The 16511-nt window shown below is 66.2% G+C and carries 14 protein-coding genes; 6 read left to right on the top strand and 8 right to left on the bottom strand.

All coding sequences use genetic code 11. The features are described 5' to 3' along the window. Positions 1-13 precede the first annotated feature (13 nt). A complete protein-coding gene (gene smc, locus QUG03_RS21240) occupies positions 14-3634 on the bottom strand; it encodes a chromosome segregation protein SMC (protein ID WP_500820927.1) in 3621 nt (1206 codons plus the stop codon). Here smc and QUG03_RS21235 point away from each other — a divergent pair. The 6 genes from QUG03_RS21235 to QUG03_RS21210 all read left to right on the top strand — a co-directional run bounded on the left by QUG03_RS21235 (position 3633) and on the right by QUG03_RS21210 (position 8352). Then, complete coding sequence (locus tag QUG03_RS21235) at positions 3633-4196, top strand: YqgE/AlgH family protein (RefSeq protein ID WP_107798062.1); 564 nt, start codon at positions 3633-3635, stop codon at positions 4194-4196. The two genes, smc and QUG03_RS21235, sit on opposite strands and share 2 nt — an antisense overlap. Then, complete coding sequence (gene ruvX / locus QUG03_RS21230; RefSeq protein WP_107798061.1) at positions 4180-4617, top strand: Holliday junction resolvase RuvX; 438 nt, start codon at positions 4180-4182, stop codon at positions 4615-4617. Before QUG03_RS21235 ends, ruvX begins: the two co-directional genes overlap by 17 nt. A gap of 7 nt (positions 4618-4624) precedes the next feature. Next, on the top strand, positions 4625-5143 hold the full coding sequence (locus QUG03_RS21225; RefSeq protein WP_107798060.1) for a DUF3592 domain-containing protein: 519 nt from the start codon (positions 4625-4627) through the stop codon (positions 5141-5143). Continuing rightward, a complete protein-coding gene (locus QUG03_RS21220) occupies positions 5140-5595 on the top strand; it encodes a DUF3592 domain-containing protein (protein WP_500820926.1) in 456 nt (151 codons plus the stop codon). The genes QUG03_RS21225 and QUG03_RS21220 overlap by 4 nt, the downstream gene beginning before the upstream one ends. 176 nt (positions 5596-5771) lie before the next feature. Further along, the gene (locus QUG03_RS21215) at positions 5772-7688 is read left to right on the top strand and encodes a sensor histidine kinase (protein WP_500820925.1); all 1917 of its coding nucleotides are present in this window, start codon (positions 5772-5774) and stop codon (positions 7686-7688) included. Continuing rightward, positions 7666-8352, top strand: a complete 687-nt coding sequence (locus tag QUG03_RS21210) for a response regulator transcription factor (RefSeq protein WP_107798057.1) — start codon at positions 7666-7668, stop codon at positions 8350-8352. The genes QUG03_RS21215 and QUG03_RS21210 overlap by 23 nt, the downstream gene beginning before the upstream one ends. Before the next feature lie 63 nt (positions 8353-8415). Here the strand turns inward: QUG03_RS21210 and ylqF are convergent, their stop codons facing one another. The 7 genes from ylqF to QUG03_RS21175 all read right to left on the bottom strand — a co-directional run bounded on the left by ylqF (position 8416) and on the right by QUG03_RS21175 (position 16415). Continuing rightward, positions 8416-9351 carry a ribosome biogenesis GTPase YlqF gene (gene ylqF / locus QUG03_RS21205; protein ID WP_107798056.1) on the bottom strand — a complete coding sequence of 312 codons (936 nt, stop codon included), beginning with the start codon at positions 9349-9351 and terminating at the stop codon, positions 8416-8418. A 4-nt stretch (positions 9352-9355) separates the two neighbouring features. After that, complete coding sequence (locus QUG03_RS21200) at positions 9356-9568, bottom strand: DUF3820 family protein (RefSeq protein WP_019100859.1); 213 nt, start codon at positions 9566-9568, stop codon at positions 9356-9358. Positions 9569-9819: 251 nt separating this feature from the next. Further along, positions 9820-10158 (bottom strand): DUF4870 family protein, encoded by a 339-nt coding sequence (locus QUG03_RS21195; RefSeq protein WP_107801617.1) that lies wholly within the window; start codon positions 10156-10158, stop codon positions 9820-9822. 43 nt (positions 10159-10201) lie between these two features. Next, positions 10202-10768 (bottom strand): hypothetical protein, encoded by a 567-nt coding sequence (locus QUG03_RS21190; protein WP_500820924.1) that lies wholly within the window; start codon positions 10766-10768, stop codon positions 10202-10204. A gap of 287 nt (positions 10769-11055) precedes the next feature. After that, positions 11056-12675, bottom strand: coding sequence for an electron transfer flavoprotein-ubiquinone oxidoreductase (locus QUG03_RS21185; RefSeq protein ID WP_500820943.1), 1620 nt, complete (start codon positions 12673-12675; stop codon positions 11056-11058). A 101-nt stretch (positions 12676-12776) separates the two neighbouring features. Further along, on the bottom strand, positions 12777-15161 hold the full coding sequence (locus tag QUG03_RS21180) for a mechanosensitive ion channel family protein (protein WP_500820923.1): 2385 nt from the start codon (positions 15159-15161) through the stop codon (positions 12777-12779). Positions 15162-15221: 60 nt separating this feature from the next. Beyond that, positions 15222-16415 carry a CaiB/BaiF CoA transferase family protein gene (locus QUG03_RS21175; RefSeq protein WP_500820922.1) on the bottom strand — a complete coding sequence of 398 codons (1194 nt, stop codon included), beginning with the start codon at positions 16413-16415 and terminating at the stop codon, positions 15222-15224. Between the last annotated feature and the right edge of the window lie 96 nt (positions 16416-16511).

The following is a 16511-nucleotide window of genomic DNA, read 5'->3' as shown; positions in this document are numbered from 1 at the left end:
CGCAAACAGGTTCTTAGGCGGTTTCCCGCATTTTCAACGCTTCCACGATGTCCACCGCCACAATGCGGCTGACGCCCTGCTCCTGCATGGTGACGCCCACCAATTGCTCGGCCATTTCCATGGTCAGCCGGTTATGGGAAATATAGAGAAACTGCGTGCGCTCCGACATCTGCTTGACCAGATCGCAGAAGCGGCTGGTATTGGCGTCGTCCAGCGGCGCGTCCACCTCGTCCAACAGGCAGAACGGCGCGGGATTCAGAGAGAACAGCGAGAACACCAGGCTCATCGCCGTCAACGCCTTTTCCCCGCCGGACAGCAGGTGAATGGTGCTGTTCTTCTTGCCCGGCGGCTGGGCGATGATCTGCACGCCGGCGTCCAGCAAGTCCTCGCCGGTCAGCACCAGTTCGGCGCGGCCGCCCCCGAACAGCGTGGGGAAGAACTCGCGCATCTTGGCGTTGACCGCGTCGTAAGTGGCTTGCAGCATTTCGCGGGTTTCGCCGTCTATCTTGGCGATGGCCTCCTCCAGCGTGGCCATCGCCTGATTCAGGTCCTCGGACTGAGCCGCCAGGTAATCGCCGCGCTTCCGGGCTTCGTCCAGTTCTTCCAACGCGGCCAGATTGACCGCGCCCAGGCCTTCCAGCGCGCGCGCCAGCCGCGCGATCTCGGCGGCCAACGCGTTCGGTTTCACCGCCTCGCTCAAATCGGCCATCAGCGCGGCTTCGTCGGCGCCGGCGCTGGCCAGTTCTTCGGCGAAGCGCTCCATCGCCAGCCGCGCTTCCTGGTGCTTGAGCAACCAGTCCGAGCGCGCTTCGCGCAGCGCCGGCAAAGCGGCGTTGGCTTGCTGTTGTTGATGGGTCAGTTCGCGCAGCTTCTCGGTCAGGCCGTTTAGCCGGTCACGCACCGCGCCCAGACTATGTTCGCGTTGCTCCCGCTCGGCCAGGGCCAGTTGCAAGGCCTCCTCCGGCACCGCCTCCTCCACCGCCTCGGCCTCTTCGGCCAGGGTTTCCAGGCGCTCGGCCAGTTGCTGGTCGCGCTCGTCCAGTTCGCGACCGCGCCGCGCCAGCTCCGCCACCTTCTGCTCGGCGGTGCTCATTTCCAGCTTGATCTCGTGCAGCATGCGCTCGGCGTCGCGGGTCTTGTTGCGCGCCAGTTGCAAGCCGGTTTCGGCGTTGAGCCGGTCCACGCGCATGTCTTCCAGCTGCACAGTCAGTTCTTCCAGCGTCAGCGCCGTCTCTTCGCCCAGCATTTCGGCCTCGGCGATGCTCTGACGCGCCAGTTCGCCCTCTTCGGCGATGCGGCCGCGCTCGGCCTCGATCGCCGCCAGCCGCGCCGCGCCCTGCCGCGCGGCCTGATCCAGCTTGACGTGTTCCAGCGTCGCCGCGTTCAGCTCCGCTTCCAAGCGGGTCAGCGCGCCCTTTTGCGCGCGCACCGCCTCGGCCAGCATGCCGCCGCGGCTTTGCAAGGATTCGCGGCGCCGCTGCAAGGCGTCGATTTCCGGCGACAAGGCGTCCAACCGCGCCTGCGCTGCTTCCAGCAGCGCCTTGCGCGCCATCAGGCCGTCGCCGCTGGCTTCGGCGTGCAGGCAGAGGCTGGCGGCGTAAACGCGGTGGCCCTCCGGCGTCAGCAGGCAGGCGCCGGCCGGCAACTGCCCGCGCATGGCCAAGGCCTCGTCCAGCGAGCCGGCCAGGTAAACGCCGGCCAGCCAGTCCTGCAAGGCCGCCTGGAAGGGCTGGGCGGCGCGCACTTGCTGCAGCAACGTCGGCCACGGGCGCTCGGCCTGCCAATCGCGCGCCGCCGCGCCGTCCGCCAGCGCCAGCGCCGCCGGCGGCGGTTCTCCTTGCAGCGCGGCGGCACGCGCGGCAAGACGCTCGCCCAGCGCCGCCTCCAGCGCCGGCTGCCACTTGGGCTCCACCTGCAGGCTTTGCCACAGCTGCGGCGCCTCGGCCAGGCCGCGGCGCTGCAGCCAGGCGTCCAATTGTTCGCTGGCCGCCTCGCGCGCCAGCATGCCGGCCAGCGCGGCGGCCTCGGCCTCGGCCCGCGCCTGTTCGCTGCGCAGCCCGGCCAGTTGTTCGTCCAGTTTTTCCCGCTCGGCCGCCAGGTCCGCTTGCTTGGCCTCGTCGGCCACCAGCCGGCTGCGCACCGTTTCCAGCGCGCCGCGCGCGCGTTCCGCTTCGGCGGCGGCGGCTTGTTGCTTCTCTTGGTCCGGCAGGTTCAGATCGCTCAGCTCGCGCCGCAATGCGTCTTCCCGGCCGGACAGTTGTTCCAGGTTGCGGCGCTGATGCTCGCCGTTCTGGCGCGCCAGGTCGCGATCGCGGCCGAGCTTGGCCTGCTGCGCGGTCAATCCGTTCAGTTGTTGTTCGATGGCGCGGTATTCCGCCTCGGCGGTGGGCAGTTCGTCGGCACCGTCCTCCAGCGTCATCTGCGCCTCTTCCAGCCGCATCTGCGCTTCTTCCCGCCGCGGCAGCCAATCGTCCAGTTCGGCCTTCACCTGGCCGCGGCTTTCGGCCAGCACCTGGCGCTCGGTGCGCACGGCGCCCAGTTCGCGGTCGACGCGGGCGCGGTTCTGCTCGCGATGGCGCTGAGCCTCTTCCAGCCGCGCCAGTTGGGCGTTGGCCTCGAACAAGCGCTGTTGCGCCTCGTGCACTTCGTCGCTGGCGGCGAAATGGCTTTCGCGCACGGTCTCGGACTCGGCCTCCACATGGGTGACCGCGGCCTCCAGCGCCGCTTCCTCGGTTTCTATGCGCGCCAGTTCCCCGCGCGCCGCCGCCTCGTTGCGCGCGGCCTCTTCGCGCCGCGCCAAGGCCAACAGGTTTTGCTTGTGCGTCAGCGCGCCGCGCAGATCGTGGTATTGGGCGGCCACTTCGGCCTGCTCGGACAGCCGCTCCACCTGGCGTTCCAGCTCTTGCCGCAAGTCGGCGATGCGTTCCAGATTGGCGCGGGTGTCCGCGATGCGGTGTTCGGTCTCTCGGCGGCGTTCCTTGTACTTGGACACGCCGGCGGCTTCTTCCAGATAGGCGCGCAGTTCTTCCGGCCGCGCTTCGATGATGCGGGAGATCATGCCCTGCTCGATCACCGCGTAGCCGCGCGCGCCCACGCCGGTGCCCAGGAACAGATCGGTGATGTCGCGGCGGCGCACTTGCTGGTTGTTGATGAAGTAACTGGATTCGCCCTGGCGGGTCAGCACCCGCTTGATCGACACTTCCGCGTACTGGCCCCAGGCGCCGGTGAGCGCGCCGTCGCCGTTGTCGAACACCAGTTCCACCGAGGCGCGGCTGACCGGCTTGCGCGTGGACGAACCGTTGAAGATCACGTCCTGCATCGATTCGCCGCGCAGCTGCTTGGCCGAGGATTCTCCCAATACCCAGCGCACCGCGTCTATCACATTGGACTTGCCGCAGCCATTGGGGCCGATCACCGCCACCAGTTGGCCGGGCACGGCAATGCTGGTGGGGTCGACGAATGACTTGAAACCGGCAAGCTTGATGTGGGTGAGACGCAAAATGTCCTCGCAATGGCTGGGCGAAAATCGGCATTTTAGCAGTTGCCCGCCTTCGCCGCGCGTCGCGCGCGGACCTGTTGCGCGTCGCGCAGCCGCATCTACCCGGCCCGCCGACTTATGCCATAATGGCCGCATGGAACCGCTATCGTTGTCCAATCAATTCTTGATCGCCATGCCCAATATGGCGGACCCGCTGTTCTCGCGCTCGCTGGTCTTCGTCTGCGAGCACGGCGAGCACGGCGCCATGGGCCTGATCGTCAACAAGCCTTCCGGCATCGCCATGGCGCAGTTGTTCGATCAGATCGATCTGCCGCTGGACGGCGACTCGCTGCGCGCCGAGCCGGTCTACTTCGGCGGACCGGTTCAGCCGGACCGGGGTTTCGTGCTGCACATGCCGGTGGGCAATTGGCAATCCAGCCTGCTGGTCACCGACGACATCGCGCTGACCACGTCCAAGGACGTGTTGATCGCGGTGTCTGAAAACCACAAGCAGCCGGACCGCATGCTGATCACCCTGGGCTATTCCGGCTGGAGCGCCGGCCAGCTGGAGCAGGAGATCGCCGACAACGGCTGGCTGACGGTGCCGGCCCGGCCGGACATCATCTTCGGCCTGCCCTGCGAAGAACGCTACGACGCCGCGATGGCGCTGCTGGGCTTCGATCCCTCGCTCTTGTCCACGGATGTCGGCCATGCCTGAAGGTTGTGCTTTGGCATTCGATTTCGGCGAGCGCCGCATCGGCGTTGCCGTCGGGGACACCCTGCTCGGCATTCCCCACCCTCTCATCACGATAGACACGGAAATCAACGACGCGCGTTTCGCCGCCATCGCCGCCTTGATCGCGGAATGGCAGCCGGCGCAACTGGTGGTGGGGCTGCCTATGCACATAGACGGCACCGAACACCAGATGACGCAGCTGGCGCGCCGCTTCGCCAACCGGCTCAAGGGCCGCTACGGCCTGCCGGTGTGGCTGGTGGACGAACGGCTGACCTCGGTGGTGGCCGAATCCATGCTGGAAGAAGCCGGCGTGCGCGGCCGCAAGCAAAAGCCGGCGCTGGACCAGGTGGCGGCCCAGGCCATTCTGCTGACCTGGTTCGAGCATCCCGGCCAGGCCGTCTGAGCCCATCATGAAATTCTCGCCGCAAGCCCGGGTCAGCGCGCTGATGCTGGCCTTTCTCGCCAGCCTGCTGGGCTTGATCGCGGTCTTGCTGACGCCCAGCCATCAATTGCGCGAATGGCGCAACGCGCCGGGCCACGTGGAAAGCAGCCGCATGCTGGTGGTGTCCAGCGACGAGCATCCCGATCAGCTGTACTGGCAGCCGCATGTGCAATACCTGTACACGGTGCGCGGCCAGGTCTACCACAGCGACCGGCTGTTCGCCGTCGACGGCGCCCTGCCGGGCGACCGCAGCAACGCCGACGATCTGACGCGGCGCTTCCCCTCCGGCAAGGCGATCACCGTCTACTACAATCCGCGCAGCCCTGCCGAATCCGTGCTGATCAAGGGTGGCGACAGCGATATCGGCAGCGCCAAATTCATCCTGGCGGCGCTGAGCGCGCTGTTCGGCTGGGCGCTGCTGTACCGGCTGCGGGCCAAGCTGCCGCTGCCGCGCCGGCGCATTCACCGAGGCATCCGCGCCCCATGAGCGAAAAAGTCATCGCCCTGCTGGTCATCTCCATCGGCGTGGCCGTTTCCGCCTATCTCTGGCAGCAGTCCGTCAAGGCCCAGCAAGCCGCCGGCTGGCCCAGCGTCGCCGGCAAGATCGTCTCCAGCGAAGTGGACTGGCGCCACGCGCGCGGCGGCGACAGCTCGGACCGTCGGGAATACCGCGCCATCGTGCGCTACGAATACCGCGTGGCCGACGGCGTCCACCGCGCCGAGCGGCTGCGCTTCCCCAACCCCGGCTACGGCAGCAGCGACGAGCAGGCGCGAGAGATCGTGCAACGCTATCCGGCGGGCAAAACCGTGCCGGTGTTCTACAACCCGCAGAATCCCGAAGAAGCCTGCCTGGAGCCGGGCAAACACTGGTCGGCATGGCTGGCCCAGGCCGTTGGCGCGCTGGTGGTCCTTGTCGGCCTGTTCTTGCTGCGGCGCTGAATTCGGACCCGCCCCCAAGCGACGAACGGCGAAAACCGTCCGCCTGCGCCTATCATTACAAAGTCATCTTTCATTACGCCGACGATATCTGTTTTAATTTTTGGCGTAAGCGCTGACAAGAAATGACATTGCCGTCACAATGTCGCCCCAATCCCGAACTTCGAGCCGTTGACCCGATGACACGCGCGCTGTCGACATTGCTGCTGCTGTGCCTGCTCTTGGCCGGCGGCGTCGCGCATGCCGGCTTCCGGACCTTCAGCGAACGGGACGCCGCCGTCTATTGCAGCGCCGACGCCGGCCTGGGCATAGACCGCGTCGCCAGCGCCGGCTGGCAGACGCGTTTCCAGCCGCTGCCGGACGGCAAACTGGCGCGCGGCTACGGGCACGACACCTGCTGGCTGCGGCTCAAGCTGAGCGATGTGCCGCCCCGGCCCTGGCTGGAGCTGATTCCCAGCTATTTGGCGCGGCTAAGCCTGTATCAGCGGCTGCCGGACGGCGGTTGGCAACGACGGGACATCGGTTCCTGGCGTCCGGTGTCCGCGATGGAGCTGCCGCTGATCGCCGCCAGTTTTTCCCTGCTACCGCATGAGCAAACGGTCTTCGTCAAAGTCCAGTCGCTGGCCTTGAACGCGCAGCCGCGCCTGTGGAGCGAGGCGGAACTGGCCGCCCACAACAATCAGCGCCTGCTGCAATTGGGTCTGATCTACGGCTATATGCTGACCATGGTGCTGATCGCGCTGGCGGCCTGGCTGATCACCCGCCGGGCGCAGCACGCCAAGCTGTTCGGCTACATCCTGGCGGTGGCCTGCCACCGCTTCGCCACCGACGGCATGGCCCGCCTGCTGCTGTTTCCGGAACAGCCCCAGATCGCGCTGTTGTGCAATTACGTCGGCCTGGGCGCCGCCGTCATGCTGGGCTGCGCCTATTTCGCCCATCTGCTGGAACTGAAGCGCGACTACCCCCGCACCTACCGGCTATACCAGCTGCAGGCCGCCGCCGGCGCCGCCACCGTGCTGTGCGCCTTGTTCTGGCCCTTTGGCCTCGCTTACAGCATTCCGGTCACCCTCTACGCCATCATCGTCATCAATCTGCTGACCCTGCCGGTCTGCTGGCGGCTGTGGCGGCGCAACGACAGCGGCGACCGCCTGATCGCGCTGCATCTGCCCACCAATCTGGCGCTCAACATCCCCGCGCTGCTATTGCATCTGGGACACATCCCCTATCAATCCTGGATCCAGGAATACGGCCGCCTGGCCGATCTGCCGCCCATCACCCTGCTCTACATCGGCCTGTTCCTGCGCATGCGCACGCTGGAGCGCGAACGCATCGAGGCGCTGCATCAGGCCAGCCAGGCCCAGGCCGACAGCCTGCGTCAGCGCGAGGCGCGCGAAGAGCAGGCCGATCTGCTGGCGATGATCACCCATGAAATCCGCACCCCGGTGGCCATCATCGACGCCGCCAGCAGCAGCCTGCGCCTGCTGGAAGAGGACGCGCCGGCGCCGCCGGTGCTGGCGCAGCGGCAGGCGCGCCACGAACGCATCCAGCGCGCCTTGCAACGGATGCAGGAATTGATGCGGCTGGCCGAGCAACACGGCCGCGCCGATGTGAGCGACGCCGGCCTGCACAGCCGCCCGCTGGATTTGCTGGAGCTGACCCGGCGCAGCCTGGAACAACTGGACGCGGACGCGCAGCGGCGCTTCTGGCTGCAAAGCGGCGGCGCGCGCATGCCGCTGTGCGGCGACGACCAATTGCTGACGATGCTGCTGCAGAACCTGATGGAAAACGCCCTGAAATACGCGCACCCGGACACTCCCATCCAGATCGGCGTCCACCGCCTCGCCGACCGCATCGTCTGGCAAATCAGCGACTACGGCCCCGGCATCGCGCCGGGCCAGGAAGAGGCGATTTTCCAGCGCTTCACCCGCTTGGCGGAAACCAGCAACCGCCCCGGCCTGGGACTGGGCCTGCACCTGGCGCGGCGCATCGCCGTCCAACACGGCGGCGAGCTGGGCCTGGACCCTCACTGGCCGCACGGCGCCAGCTTCATCTTGCATCTACCGAAAGCCGCTCATGACGCACATAGCCTTGCTTGAAGACAACCCGGACCTGCGCGAAGAGCTGCTGTTCCAGCTCAAGCGCTGCGGCTACCAGGCCACCGGCCTCGCCTGCGGCCAGGAGCTGGAACGGCATCTGGCCGAACATCCCTGCCGGCTGCTGATACTGGACCTGGGCTTGCCCGATATCGACGGCATGGCGCTGAGCCGGCGGCTGCGCGCCAGCCACCCCGGCCTGGGGCAAGTCATGCTCACCGCGCGCGGCGCGCTGGACGACAAGGTGCAGGGCCTGCAGCAAGGCGCCGACGCCTATCTGGTCAAACCGACGCCGCTGGCGGAATTGCTGGCCACGCTGGCCAGCGTGCTGCGGCGGCTGGACGGCGACGCGGCGGAGCGCGCCGACGGCTGGCGTTACCACGCCGCCAACCGCACGCTGACCGCGCCCAACGGCCAGCAGCTGCACCTGACCCATGCGGAACATCAGGTGATGAGCGCGATGCTGCGGCGCGCGCCGGAACCGGCGCACCGTCGCGAACTGGCGGAGGCGCTGGGCGCCAATTATCTTCATTACGACGAACGCAGACTGGAAACCCTGATCAGCCGCCTGCGGCGCAAGCTCAGCGGCATCGCGCCGCAACACAACCCCATCCTGGCGGCCAGGGGCGTGGGCTATGGTTTCAGCGAGCCCTGCCAGCCGCTTTGAGGCGGCAAAAAAAACGCGGCCCGCAATGGGCCGCGCTTGGGCGGAGCAAGAAGGGACGCTGGCTCAGCGGCGGCCGGACTTCTTGCTGTCCCTCTCCTGTTGCCGGGCTTCGCGTTCGGCAGCGCGGATGGCGGCCAATTCCTTGGCGCGCTTTTCCCAGGCCAGCCATTCTTCCGGCCGTTCCAGCGTGATGCGGCCGATATTGCCGTCGCGGAAATCGGTCAGCACGATCTCGGCCGCCTTCTGCACATTGATCTTGCCGCCGGACTGCACCGCGCCGCGCTTGCGGCCTATCATTTCCAGCACCTGCCAATCCTGCTGACCGGCGATGTCGTCCAGCTTGTAGCGCGCGCTCAGCTCCGGCGTGTAGTGCTGCATCAGATACTTGAGCAGCTCCAACGCCACTTCCTCTTCATCCATCGCGTTGCGGCCCACCGCTCCGCTGGCCGCCAGATTGTAGCCGCCCTCTTCCACCTCGATCTTGGGCCACAGCATGCCCGGGGTGTCGAATAGTTCCACGTCGTCGGCCAGGATGATGCGCTGCTCGTTCTTGGTGACGCCGGGCATATTGCCGGTCTTGGCCACCTTGCGGCTGCTCATGCTGTTGATCAGCGTGGACTTGCCCACATTGGGAATGCCGCAGATCAACACCCGCAGCGGCTTTTCCAGGCCGCCGCGCGTCGGCGCCAGCTCGCGGCAGGCGGCCACCAGCTTTTGCGCCGGCGCGCGCTCGCCGGCATCCATGCCCAGCGCCTGGGTGTTTTTCTTGGCGCGATACCAGTCCAGCCACTGCTGGGTGGCGGCGGCGTCGGCCAGGTCCTGTTTGTTCAGGATCATCAGCCGCGGCTTGCCCTTGGCCATGCGCGCCAGCATGGGATTGGCGCTGGAAGCCGGCAGCCGCGCGTCCAGCATTTCAATGACCACGTCGATGTCTTTCAATCGCTCGGCCACATCCTTGCGGGCCTTGTTCATATGGCCGGGGAACCATTGGATTGCCATGCTTCTAGCGCTTTCTTATCGGATCAAGTAGATAGGTTAGGCCATTATGGTCCAGCTCCTGCATCAATTGCAGCAGGCGGCCAATTTCGCCGGGAGGAAAGCCTTCGCGGGCGAACCAGTTCAGATAGTTGCCGGGCAGGTCGCAGATCAGCGTGCCCTTGTGTTTGCCAAACGGCATGGCCCGGGTCACCAGGCTTTGCAAATCATCGGCTTGCATTGCGCCTCTCGTTCAAACAGCCTGCGCATTGTGCCAAAACCGCGGCCCGCTGGCCATGCCCGCGCCCCTGGCTTGACATGGCGCAAGCGCCGGCCGGGTTTTGCTGGGGGCGGCCAGGCACGCGGTTTAGCATGTAGGCGGCTTTCAAAAACCAGCGGCCCGCCGGCCGCCCATTTTCCGGTTCGCGCAGAACCTTGCCGGGCGCCGGGCATAGCATATGCCCGCGCCCGCTCTTTTTGTCCGGAGACCGCTCACTCCGGCATCGGTTTGCCGTCGTTGAAATTCAGGAAACCGCGCACGATGCGGTACACGTACCACACCCAGGTAACGCCCAAAATCACGAAGCCCACCAGGATCCAGGCCAGCGCCACGCCCAACACGGTGCCGAGCAAGGCCCACCAGAAGGTGCGGATCTGCCAGCTGAAATGGCTTTCATAGCGCGTGCCGCGCACATCGTCGCGCTTGACGTAGTTGATGATCACCGCCACCAAGCCGGTCAGGCCGACAAACAGGCTGATTGCCTGCAGGATATAGACCACCAGGGTCAGATTATTCAGTTTGCGTTCGTCTTCTTGCGTGATCACGTCCATGGACATCATGCCTCCCCGGCTCAAAATTTATGCGAAACAATTATCAAGATACCCTAGCCAGCAGCGCTTGCAAGCGCTGTTCGCAATGCCGCGTCAACGCTGCTTCCCCTCTGCCGCCGGCCAGGGCCAGCGCCACCTCGGCGCTGCGGCTCCAGGCCTGCAAACACGATTCGCCGCCGGCGTCCGCCACCAGAATGGGCAAGGCCGGCGCGAACGGCAGGCCGATCTGTTCCGACCAGGCGCGGCAGCGGCGGTTCGCCAGATCCAGCCGGGCAAAGCTCTCCGCCGTCACCTGCACGTGGCTGAGGCCCAGCAGCAGAATGCGCGCGGCCAGCCAATCCGCCGCGTCGGCCAGCCGCGCCGGCGTCTCCCCGCTCCGTTCGCGCCAGCGTTGCGCGGCCAACAGCATGGCCATCGCGCGCAGCTGCGGCAGCCGGCTTTCCAGCACGCCGCCGTCGCGCCGCGCGGCGGCCATCCACGCGGCGTCCGGCGCCGGGCGGTTGGCGTAGCGTTCGCCATCGGTCAACACTTTCACCGGAACGGCGTCGCTGGGACACAGCAGGGACCAAGACTGGCGCGCGATTTGCGCGGCATCGCTGACTTCATTCATGGAACGGACCTCCTGGGGTCTGGCCTGGCTTCCGGAGGTCATGTATTTCGGGGAGGAAAAACAAATGCCGCCGGTAGCGCGGCGGCATTTATCGGGAATCTTTACTAGTGCTGGGTCAATCTTTCAGTCCACAGCCATCCCTTGGCGCCGCCGGTGTGCGGTACCAATAAAAATAGCTGTTGAAGAAGGCGAAAGATTGGGTCATGTCGTGCATGCTGCCAACAATAGGCCCGGCTTGTCAAGAAAAACCCCGGAGCATGCTCCGGGGTTTCGCCAGACCATCCCGCTTACATATTGGGATAGTTGGGGCCGCCGCCGCCCTCAGGCACGGTCCAGACGATGTTCTGGGTCGGGTCCTTGATGTCGCAGGTCTTGCAGTGCACGCAGTTCTGCGCGTTGATCTGCAAGCGCGGCTCGCCCTCTTCGCGGCCGACGATCTCATACACCCCGGCCGGGCAGTAGCGTTGTTCCGGCGCGTCGTACTTGGCCAGATTGAACTGCACCGGCACGCTGGCGTCCTTCAGCTTCAGATGCGGCGGCTGGTCTTCGCCGTGATTGGTGTTGGAAATGAACACCGAGGACAGACGGTCGAAGGTCAACACCCCGTCCGGCTTGGGATAGGCGATGGGCGCGCACTCGTCGGCCGGCTTCAGGCTCTGATGGTCGGCCTGGTGGTGGCGCAGCGTCCACGGCGCCTTACCGCGGAACAAAAAGGTGTCCAGCGCCGAATAAATCATCGCCGGCCACAGACCCCAGCGGAACGAGGGCCGGATATTGCGCACCCGGTGCAGTTCCTCGTGCAGCCAGCTTTGCTTGAATTTCTGGCTGTAGGCGGTGGCTTCGCGCGCCGGCTGCTCCTGGCCCAGCAGTTCGAACACCGCTTCCGCCGCCAGCATCGCCGACTGCATCGCGGTATGGGTGCCCTTGATCTTGGGCACGTTGAGGAAGCCGGCGGTGTCGCCCACCAGCAGGCCGCCGGGGAAGGTCAGCCGCGGCAGGCTTTGCAGGCCGCCCTCGGTCAGCGCGCGCGCGCCGTAAGACAGCCGGCGGCCGCCTTCGAACACCTTGCGGATGGCCGGATGGGTCTTGAAGCGCTGGAATTCATCGAACGGCGACAGATAGGGGTTCTGGTAATCCAGGCCGATGACGAAGCCGACCACCACCTGATTATTGTCCAGGTGGTACATGAAGGAGCCGCCGTAGGTGGCGGTGTCCACCGGCCAGCCCACGGTATGGGTGATGCTGCCCGGCTGATGCAGTTCCGGCCGTACCTCCCACAATTCCTTGATGCCGATGCCGTAGGTTTGCGGATCGGCGCCGTCGTGCAGGCGGAAGCGCTCGAACAACATCTTGGTCAGCGAGCCTCTACAGCCTTCGGCGAAAATCGTCTGCTTGGCCCACAGCTCCATGCCGGGTTGCCAGGCGTCGGTTTTCTCGCCGTCCTTGCCGATGCCCATGTCGCCGGTGGCCACGCCCTTGACCGAGCCGTCCTCGTGATAGAGCACTTCGGCGGCTGCGAAGCCGGGGTAGATCTCCACGCCCAGTTCCTCGGCCTGCTGGCCGAGCCAGCGACAGAAATTGCCGAGGCTGACGATGTAGTTGCCGTGATTGTGCATCTGCGGCGGCGTCGGCAGCTGAATGGATTCGGTTTCGGTCAACAACAGGAAACGGTCGGACTTAGCCTCGGTGTTCAGCGGCGCGCCTTTTTCCTTCCAGTCCGGGATCAGCTCATTGAGCACCCGCGGTTCGATCACCGCGCCGGACAGGATGTGGGCGCCGATTTCCGAGCCCTTCTCCAATAGACAGACGCTGATCTCCCGGCCCTGCTCCGCCGCCAGCTGCTTCAGGCGAATCGCCGCGGTCAGCCCGGAGGGGCCGCCGCCGACGATCACCACATCGTATTCCATGTAATCGCGTTCCACTGCATCTCCTTAATCGCGCGCCGGGTTCAAAAGCCCCGCTACCGCATGCATGTTGCATGGCGCGCGATCAAAAATCAAACAACCGTTTAAAAACTGTCAGACGCCCGACCGCCGGCCGCCCGTCTGACTTCAATCTGTAAAGGCTCATCCTGTTGCAAATGCACATCGCGCTGCGGGAAGGGCAGCTCGATGCCGGCCTTGGCCAGCGCGCCGTCTATCATGTGACGCAGATCGCTGGCCACCAGCACGGAATCGGCGTCGCCGATGTCCAGCCAGTACTCCAGCTCGAACTCCAGCGCGTCGGCGCCGAAGTTGCTGAACAACACCCGCGGCGGCGGCTCCTTGAGCACTAGGCCGTGACGCTCCGCCTCCGCCAGCAATAGATTGCACACCTCGCGCGGCGGGCTGCCGTAAGCCACGCCGATGGCGATTTTCCGGCGAATCCGCCGGTTGCTGTAAGTCCAGTTGGTCACCGCGCTCTCCACGAAGGTGGAGTTGGGGATCAGCGTCTCGATGCCGTCGCCTGCGCGCACCACCGAAGAACGTAGCCCTATGCTGCTGACGGTGCCGCTGATGCCGCCGACCTGGACGAAGTCGCCCACTTTCAGCGGCCGCTCCACCAAGAGCATCACGCCGCTGATCAGGTTCTTCAGCAGGTTCTGAGTGCCGAAGCCGATGCCGATCGCCAAGGCGCCGCCCAGGAAGGCGAACACCGTCAGTGGAATCTTGACCAGATTGAGCGCGAACACCACCAGCAGGGCGATCACGCAGACATAACTCCAGCGCCACCAGATATTGGCGGCGGCCTCGCTGAAACCCAGCCTATGCGTGGCCAAGCGCCGCAAAGCGCGCAGCAGCGCAGTGCTGGCGGCGTAGCCTATCAGCAGCACCAGGATGGCGCCCAGACTCTTGCCTATGGTCACGCTGCGGGTGGCCTGCACTTTCTGGCCGTTGATCTCCACGCTGTCGTCGGCGCTGAACAGTTCATAATTCCACAGCGCCCGCGCCGCCTGCAACACGCGCTCGCTCAGCCGGCGGGACACCTCCTGCGGCGTGCCCTCCGCCGGCGCGCCGACGTCGAACTCCTGCTGCAACAGCAGAATGCCGGTCAAGGCCGCCTGCACCGGCTGTTGGGCGGCGTTGACGATGTCCAGCCGTTGGCGCAGCAGTTGCAGCATCGCCAGCGCGTGGCCGCCGCCGCGGTCCAGGCCGACTTCATGCTGCACGTCCGCCATCTTGGCCATGGTCAGCTCCGCCTCTTTTTGCAGGTAGTCGCGCACCGCGCCCAATTCCTCGCCGGCCTGACGGCTGGCGCTGGCCACCTCGGCAAGATTGGCCGCCTTGCCGGCGTACAACTGGTAGCGGTACTCCCAGATGCCGCCCTCCTGCGAGTTCGCCTCCTGACGGATGCGCATCAGCTGCACCGCGAGGTCGCTATTGTCCAGAGCCTGGCGCTGCTCGACTGTGCGCTGGGTCAAATCCTGTAACAGCGCGGCCTGCGCCGGCGCGTCCTTTTTCTGCTTCAAGGCCGCCAACTGCCGCTCCAGTTCCTCCAGCTCGGCCTTGACCCGGCGGCGGCGCTGCTCGTGCGCGCTCATCTCCCGCTCCAGGCGCAGGCGTTCCTCTCCCAAGCGCCGTTGCACCCCGTCCAGTTCCGCCGGCTGGAAACGGACCTGTTTGCCGACGCCGTCCAGTTGCTTCCGCCACAAGTCCAACTGCGCCTGCAAGGTCTGCTGACGGATGCGCAGCACCTGCCCCAAGGCGTCGAACTGCAGCAATTCCGACGCGCTGATGTCGCGGCGCCAGCGCGCGCCGTCCATCCGCCAGCGCAGCGCCTCGGCCTCGCCGGCCGCGGCCCCTTCCAACTGCTCCCGCGCCTGGCGCAGACTCACCTCGTTGAGCTTGAGGCTGTTGCGCATCGCCTCCTGCATCTGCGACAACATCAGTTGCTGCGCCTGCTGGGTATCCTTTTCCCAGCCGCCGGTCTGCAGGCGGCTGCGCAAGCCCTCCACCAAGGACACCGGATAGGGGCCGGCTTGCGCAAAGCCGCTCCAGTTCCGCAAGGCCTCTTCGGCCTCGGCTTGCTGCCTCAGCCTCTGATCGCGTTCCCCCGCAAGATCCAGCTGCCAGGCGTAAGACGCCACCAAGCGTTCCAGCAAGGCGCGGCGAAACAACAGCTCGCCCGGGGTGACGCCGGCCGGCAACTTGTCCAGCTTGATGGCTTCCAATTGATCCAGCGCCTGCTGCGCCTCGGACAGCTTGTCCGCCACGCTGACCGCGGGTGCCGAAGCCGCCGGCTTGGCCGCGGGTTTGGACGCGGCCGGCAAGGCGGCGTAAGCCCCGGCGCAGGACAAGAGCCCGGCAAACAGGCAACAGACGGCAAAGAAGCGGCTCTTCACGCTAGGCATTTCATTGAACAAGCGGTGGACCTTGCCCCGGCGCAGACCGCCGGCGGCAACTCGACGGCGCATTTTCGCACGAATCCGCGCGCGGCACCCAGGCCCAAACCATGCCAAAGGCATTTACTCGTCTCAGATCACGCCCGCCCCGCGCAGGCGGGCAATGTCCTCGGCGCCGTAGCCGGCCTTCTCCAGCAAGGCGTCGGTGTGCTGGCCCAGCCGGGGCGGCGCCTCGCGATATTGCGGCGGCGTGTCCGACAGTTTGATCGGGCAGGCCACCAGGGGCACGGCCTGGCCGTCCAGACCCGGCAGTTCGATCTGCATCTGACGATGCCGGATTTGCGGATCGGCGAAGGCCTCGTCCACGGTATTGATCGGTCCGCAGGGCACGCCGGCCTGATCCAGCCGCGCCAGCCAGGCGTCGCGCGGCTGAGCCAGGAAGCCGGCGGCCAGCAAGGGCACCAGCTCGTCCCGGTGCGCGACGCGCTGCGGATTGCTGGCGAAGCGGGGATCGTCGGCCAGTTCCGGGCAGCCTATCAGCTCGCACACCGAGCGGAACTGGCGGTCGTTGCCGCAGGCCAGGATGAAGTGGCCGTCGCCGGCGCATTTGAATACTTGGTAGGGCACGATATTGGGATGGGCGTTGCCCAGGCGCGGCGGCACTGCGCCGCCCACCAGCCAGTTCATATTGACGTTGGCCAGCATCGCCAGCGCGCAGTCGAACAAGGCCATGTCGATATGCTGGCCGCGGCCGCTACCTTGACGCGCCCACAAGGCGGCCTGGATCGCGTTGGCGGCGTAGAGCCCGGTGAACAGATCGGTGACCGCCACCCCTACCTTATGCGGTTCGCCGTCGGCCGGGCCGGTGATGCTCATGAGGCCGGACATGCCCTGCACGATGTAGTCGTAGCCGGCCATCTGCGCGTACGGCCCGTCCTGGCCGAAGCCGGTGACCGAGCAATACACCAGCCGCGGGTTGAGTTCGGCCAGGCTGGCGTAGTCCAGCCCGTATTTGGCCAGCCCGCCCACCTTGTAGTTTTCGATCAGCACGTCGGCGTCGGCGGCCAGCCGGCGGACGATCTCCTGCCCTTCCGGCTTGGCGATGTCCACGGTCAGCGATTTCTTGCCGCGGTTGGCGCACAGAAAATAAGCGGCGGTGCCGTCCGGCAGGCTGGGCGGCGCCCATTGCCGGGTATCGTCGCCGCAACCCGGGCGCTCCACCTTGATCACTTCCGCGCCCAGGTCGGCCAGCAACTGGCCGGTCCACGGCCCGGCCAATACCCTGGACAAATCCAATACCTTGATGCCTTCCAGCGCGCCCGTCATCTGCGTCTCCCGATACATGCAGCCCATCGAAAAAAAAGCGGCCCGGCAAGCCGGGCCTCCAAGGACAGACAGGAATAACGGCGCGGCCGGCCTCCC

This window comes from Chromobacterium sp. CCUG 30098 (assembly GCF_059916605.1).
This window is presented reverse-complemented; position numbering and strand designations above follow the sequence as displayed.

Coding starts and splice junctions, on each gene's coding strand:
- QUG03_RS21210 (WP_107798057.1), top strand. CDS start 7,666: ATGACGCACATAGCCTTGCTTGAAGACAACCCGGACCTGCGCGAAGAG.
- QUG03_RS21215 (WP_500820925.1), top strand. CDS start 5,772: ATGACACGCGCGCTGTCGACATTGCTGCTGCTGTGCCTGCTCTTGGCC.
- QUG03_RS21225 (WP_107798060.1), top strand. CDS start 4,625: ATGAAATTCTCGCCGCAAGCCCGGGTCAGCGCGCTGATGCTGGCCTTT.
- QUG03_RS21185 (WP_500820943.1), bottom strand. CDS start 12,675: ATGGAATACGATGTGGTGATCGTCGGCGGCGGCCCCTCCGGGCTGACC.
- QUG03_RS21190 (WP_500820924.1), bottom strand. CDS start 10,768: ATGAATGAAGTCAGCGATGCCGCGCAAATCGCGCGCCAGTCTTGGTCC.
- ruvX (WP_107798061.1), top strand. CDS start 4,180: ATGTCGGCCATGCCTGAAGGTTGTGCTTTGGCATTCGATTTCGGCGAG.
- ylqF (WP_107798056.1), bottom strand. CDS start 9,351: ATGGCAATCCAATGGTTCCCCGGCCATATGAACAAGGCCCGCAAGGAT.
- QUG03_RS21220 (WP_500820926.1), top strand. CDS start 5,140: ATGAGCGAAAAAGTCATCGCCCTGCTGGTCATCTCCATCGGCGTGGCC.
- QUG03_RS21235 (WP_107798062.1), top strand. CDS start 3,633: ATGGAACCGCTATCGTTGTCCAATCAATTCTTGATCGCCATGCCCAAT.
- QUG03_RS21180 (WP_500820923.1), bottom strand. CDS start 15,161: ATGCGCCGTCGAGTTGCCGCCGGCGGTCTGCGCCGGGGCAAGGTCCAC.
- QUG03_RS21195 (WP_107801617.1), bottom strand. CDS start 10,158: ATGGACGTGATCACGCAAGAAGACGAACGCAAACTGAATAATCTGACC.
- QUG03_RS21200 (WP_019100859.1), bottom strand. CDS start 9,568: ATGCAAGCCGATGATTTGCAAAGCCTGGTGACCCGGGCCATGCCGTTT.
- QUG03_RS21175 (WP_500820922.1), bottom strand. CDS start 16,415: ATGACGGGCGCGCTGGAAGGCATCAAGGTATTGGATTTGTCCAGGGTA.
- smc (WP_500820927.1), bottom strand. CDS start 3,634: ATGCGGCCATTATGGCATAAGTCGGCGGGCCGGGTAGATGCGGCTGCG.